General features: G+C 69.2%; 4 protein-coding genes and 1 pseudogene. All 5 read right to left on the bottom strand.

What is annotated here, in order from left to right; all coding sequences use genetic code 11:
• Nucleotides 1-134, bottom strand: a pseudogene (locus tag ABZX67_RS33075) (ATP/GTP-binding protein); the annotation flags it as partial.
• A complete protein-coding gene (locus ABZX67_RS33070; protein ID WP_355368436.1) occupies nucleotides 115-693 on the bottom strand; it encodes a DUF742 domain-containing protein in 579 nt (192 codons plus the stop codon). The gene ABZX67_RS33070 and the pseudogene ABZX67_RS33075, both read right to left, overlap by 20 nt.
• A gap of 99 nt (nucleotides 694-792) precedes the next feature.
• Nucleotides 793-1,206 (bottom strand): roadblock/LC7 domain-containing protein, encoded by a 414-nt coding sequence (locus ABZX67_RS33065; protein ID WP_030980891.1) that lies wholly within the window; start codon nucleotides 1,204-1,206, stop codon nucleotides 793-795.
• 10 nt (nucleotides 1,207-1,216) lie between these two features.
• A complete protein-coding gene (locus ABZX67_RS33060; RefSeq protein WP_355368432.1) occupies nucleotides 1,217-4,522 on the bottom strand; it encodes a nitrate- and nitrite sensing domain-containing protein in 3,306 nt (1,101 codons plus the stop codon).
• A 351-nt stretch (nucleotides 4,523-4,873) separates the two neighbouring features.
• On the bottom strand, nucleotides 4,874-5,142 hold a 269-nt coding region (locus ABZX67_RS33055), incomplete at its 5' end, for an ATP/GTP-binding protein (RefSeq protein ID WP_355368429.1).

Below are 5,142 nucleotides of genomic sequence, written 5' to 3'. Positions count from 1 at the left end.
TCGGTACGCAGCGGGTTGATCTCCGAGACGGCACCGACGAACGTGGTCTTGCCCACGCCGAAGCCGCCCGCCACCACGATCTTCGCGCTGGTGGTTGAGCGGGCTGCACCGCCGCTAGAGCTTGCGAAGTCCACTGAGCACCCTTTCGAGCAGTGTCACGTCTGGCTGGCCGCCGGCGGACTCGTCGCCGCCGGGCTGGTGGATGGCGACAAGTCCGGCCTCCGCCAGGTCGGCGACGAGGATCCGGGCAACGCCGAGGGGGATGGAGAGAAGCGCCGAGATCTCAGCCACCGACTTGATCTCGATGCACAGCCGGCAGATCCGCTGGTGCTCGGGCAACTGCCCTTGCAGCCGCGACGGATCGGCCGTGGTCGACACCAGCGCCTCGATGGCGAGCTGGTAGCGCGGCCGCGTCCGGCCGCCGGTCATGGCGTACGGACGGACCAGCGGATTGTGGGTGTTCCCCGCGGAGCCCGACGACGAGGCCGGACCCGGTTCCGGGGCCCTGCGCCGCTGCTGCACCGGCTGGATGCGCGGCGCCTGCGGCTGTACGTACGACGGGGGTCCCTGGTAGGGCTGCTGGGTGCCGTGCCCGCTCGGCGCCGAAGGGAAGTTGAAGCGGTTCTGGCCTGCCTCACCCTGTGACTGGTGCGCACCGTCGTATGGGTGGTGTCCGCCCGGGGGTGTTGCCACGTTTCTTCCTCCTCCGACTACCGTTCGCCGGTCCATGTCCCTGTGGACCCGCGCCACCGCACCTTATGGCGCGGTGGCGAGAAACGCACGGTCCGTCTGCTAGTTGAGAAGACTTCCCTGGAGTTCCGCGCGCAGATCCGGGGTAAGGACAGTGCCCGCACGGTCGACCAGAAGCGCCATCTCGTAGCCGACGAGACCGATGTCGGCGTCCGGGTGGGCGAGGACGGCCAGCGAGGAGCCGTCCGAGATCGACATGATGAAGAGGAAGCCGCGCTCCATCTCCACCACGGTCTGGTTGACCGCACCGCCTTCGAAGATCCGGGACGCCCCCGCGGTCAGCGAGGTCAGTCCGGAGGCGACGGCGGCGAGCTGGTCGGCACGGTCACGGGGGAAACCCTCGGACATCGCCAGCAGGAGTCCGTCGGCGGAGACCACCACCGTGTGGGACACCCCGGGGGTGTTGTCCACGAAGTTGGTGATCAACCAGTTCAGATTCTGCGCCGCCTGGCTCATCGGGCTCACACTAACGCTCCTGGTTGTAGGTGCTACTTGGGCCGAGGCCCGGTCCGTTCGTGTCCGTTCCCGCGTTGCGTCCCTGCTGGACACCGCGGCGCAGGTTGCTCAACCTGCCTCGCACGTCCTCAGGGGCGCGGGAGACCTGTGGGCCGCCCTGCGGGGTCTGCTCAGCCTTGCCCTCGACCAGATTGGCCTTGGGGACCCGCCGCGGCAGTCCGGAGGGGGTGACCCCGCCGGCCGCGGGCTTGCGGAGCTTCTCGGCCCGCTGCCAGCGCTCGTCGTTCGTCGAACGCCAGCCCTCGGAGCCGTCCTCGCTCTGCGAAGCCTGCTGCTGCGGAGTCTGCTGCTGCGAACCCTGCTGCCGTGCCTGCTGCTGCGAACGCTCCTGCTGCTGCGGAGCCTGCTGCCGCGCGGGCGGCTGCTGGCCGCCGCTGCTGCCACGGCGCGGCAGACCGGCGTCGGTCAGCTCGTGTCCGGTGCTCGGGGCGGGACCCGAGGAGAAGCCTACGCGCTCAGGGCCGTTCGTGTGACCGCCCTGCGCAGATTCCGATTCCGTACCGAACGCGTCCTCGTAGCCGCCCGCGCGCGCACCCTGATCCGACCAGTCGCCCTGGTGGGTACCGGTGTCGAACGAGCCGTCGTACTGCTGCTGCGGGCCGTCCCGATCTGGGAACACCGATTCCGTATAGCCGGGTTCCGGATACTCGCCGGTGGCGTATTCGCCGGTCGCGTACTCGCCCGTCGGGTAGTCCTGACCGCCCTGGCCGCCGTACTGGTCGTAGCCGTTCTGCGGGTACGCCGCCTGGGGCTGCTCGTACGACTGCTGCTGCTCGTACGCCTGCTGCTCGTACTGCGGCTGCTCGTACTGCTGCTCGGGCTGGGGCTCGTACCGCTCGCGCTGCGCCTCGTAGGGGTCGCGCTGGGGCTCGTACGGCTCCTGGGGCTGCCCGTAGGCGCCCTGGGGCTGCTCGTCCGACTCGTCGCGGAACAGCTGCGCGCCCAGCGCCGCACGGCGCTCCTCACGCAGCAGCGAGCGGCCCACCGGGTCCAGCGCCGGCTCCTGGCCGGAGCCCTGCTCGTAGCGGGAGTCGTCGAAGCCCAGCTCCGCCGCCGTACGCAACGGGGCGGCCTCGTACGCCTGCTGCTCCGGGATGATCTGGGAGACGGTGAAGTCGTCCTCCGCCATCGGGTCGCCACCACCACCGTGGGTGATCGCGTCCGGGAGCATGACCAGCGACGTCGTACCGGCCTGCTCGCCCGAGGGGCGCAGCTGCACGCGGATACCGTGCCGGTCGGCGAGGCGGCCGACCACGAAAAGGCCCATGCGCTGCGAGATCGCGGCGTCGACGGTCGGCGGGTTCGCCAGCTTGTGGTTGATGTCCGCGAAGTCCTCGGCCGTCAGGCCGATGCCCTTGTCGTGGATCTCGATCATCACGCGGCCGTCGGGGAGACGGGTCGCGGTGACGCGGACCTTGGTCTGCGGGGAGGAGAACGTGGTGGCGTTCTCCAGCAGCTCGGCGAGCAGGTGCACGAGGTCGGTCACGGCCTGGCCGTGGATCTCCGACTCCGGCACGCCGGTGAGCTCGATGCGCTCGTACTGCTCCACCTCCGAGGAGGCGGCACGGAGCACGTCCACCAGCGGCACCGGCTGGTTCCAGCGGCGGCCGGGCTCCTCGCCCGCGAGGATGAGGAGGTTCTCGCCGTTGCGGCGCATACGGGTCGCCAGGTGGTCCAGCTTGAAGAGGTTCTCCAGCTGGTCCGGGTCGGCCTCGTTGTTCTCCAGGTCGGTGATCAGGGTCAGCTGGCCCTCGATCAGCGACTGGTTGCGCTGCGACAGGTTGGTGAAGATCGCGTTGACGTTGCCCCGCAGGAGGGCCTGCTCGGCGGCGAGCCGGACGGCCTCGCGGTGGACCTGGTCGAAGGCGCGGGCGACCTCGCCGATCTCGTCCTGCGAGTTGATCGGGATCGGCTGCACACGGGTGTCGACGCGGCCCGGGTCGGTGCGCGAGAGCTGGTCGACCAGCATCGGCAGGCGCTGCTCGGCGACATCGAAGGCGGCGGTACGCAGCCGGCGCATCGAGGTGCTCATCTGGCGGGCCATCATCCCGGCGAGGATGAAGGCGGCGAGGAGGGCGATCACGACGATGCCACCGGTGACGAACGCGTCCGTCTGGGCGTCGTTGGAGATGCTCTCGGCCTCATCCACGGCCTTGGTGACGAGGTCGGCCTCGATCTCGCTGTAGCCCTCGAACTTCGCGGTCGCGGCGCCCATCCAGGTCTCGGGCGTGATGTCCTTGTCCCGCAGGTCCCTGATGGCGTCGGCGTCCTGGGCCTTGCCGATCTCGGCGGCCATGCCGGCGAAGACGGAGCCCTGCTTGTCCGTGGGCGGGTTCAGGCCCGCGTCCTTCAGCCGCTTGGCGCCCTCGGTCGCCTTGCCCGTCATGACCTGGACGAGCTTCTCCTGGTCCTCGGCGGTACCGCCGGAGATGTACTCGCCGAGGGCGATCTGCTCCAGGTAGTTGTACGACTTGAAGGCGACGGACTGCTCGGCGAAGGTGGCGTCGTCCTTGCTGGGCCGGATCAGCAGGTGCATGCCGATGGAGCGCTGGAGCGACTCGGCGGCCTTGGCGAGCTGGATGGCGTAGACCGTACGGCCGTAGGCGGTGACGTTGCCGGTACCGAGGCCCAGCTCGTTGGCGAACTCCATCAGCGAGTGCTGGACCTTGACGTAGCCCTCTTCGGTCTTCGTCGGGTCCATGGCCCTGGTGTACGCGGTCTCCCGCAGCTGCTCCAGGGTGGGCTCCTCCGCGCGGAAGAGCTTCAGACGGCGCTGGAGGCCCGGGTCGTCGGGCATGTTCTGGACGGCGGCGTCGAACTTCGCCTTGGCGGCGTCCGTCTTCGCGTACGCCTCCTTGACCGGGGCGGCCTCGCGGTCCTCGGCGCTCTTCGCGGTCAGCAGGGGCGCGGCGGTGAGGTCGCGCTCGTTGAGGAGGGCCCCGCCGTACTCGGAGGCGGCGCGTACGAGGAGGGCCGTCTTCTCGGCGTCCTGGGCTTCGTTCCAGGTGTCGATGGACGACTTCACCTGGAAGCCGCCCATGACGAGGCCGACCAGCACGGGTATGAGGAGGATCGCGTTCAGCCTGGTCGGCACCCGCCAGTTGCGCGGGGACAACTTGCTTGTGCTGCCGGTGCCGGCGGCGAGGCCGTCCGACGGTGTTCCGGGCGCATCGGCAGGCGGCACCGCAGTGCGCGCGGGCGGGGTGAAGTTGCCCCGCGCCTGCTGCTCCGCGGCGCTGTTCTTGCTTCGCCTCACTCGACCAACAACCTCTCGGCGCCGGCACCTACGTTGTGCCGTTTTTCTGTTCAGGGCCGTACTACTCGGGAGTTCGTCGCATTGCAGCACGTAAAGCGGCCGCGTTCCAAACAGCGGGATTCGGCCGCCGTCACTGGTCCAGACCCCCGATAAAACGGGCATAAAGAGCGAGCCCCGCCAAAAGGCGAGGCTCGCGTGAGCGCAGCGGCACCGCGCGAACGCGGGTCGTGTCCGGCGCGCCCCAATTCTCTGTCGAAACGTTATGAATGGGCGGGCCGACCGTGTCCCAGGACACATGCCATCTCGATCTCCATTCACTGGATGTCTACGACAACTACCGTAAATTCACGCCTACTTGAGCCGTGCCATGAGTGCGTGTTCCACGAGCGTGATGAGGGCGCTCTTGGCGTCGGCGCGGTGGCGGGCATCGGTGGTGATGATGGGGGTGTCGGGGCCGATCTGGAGGGCTTCCCGCACCTCTTCCGGCGTGTACGGCTGGTGCCCCTCGAAACCGTTGAGGGCCACGACGAAGGGCAGGCCGCTGTTCTCGAAGTAGTCGACGGCGGGGAAGCAGTCGGCGAGGCGGCGGGTGTCGACCAGGACGACGGCGCCGATGGCGC

The sequence above is a fragment of the Streptomyces sp. NPDC003036 genome, from assembly GCF_040611175.1.
In the GTDB taxonomy this organism is placed as follows: domain Bacteria; phylum Actinomycetota; class Actinomycetes; order Streptomycetales; family Streptomycetaceae; genus Streptomyces.
Note: the sequence above shows the minus strand (reverse complement) of the source record. Positions and strands in the feature narration are given on the sequence as shown.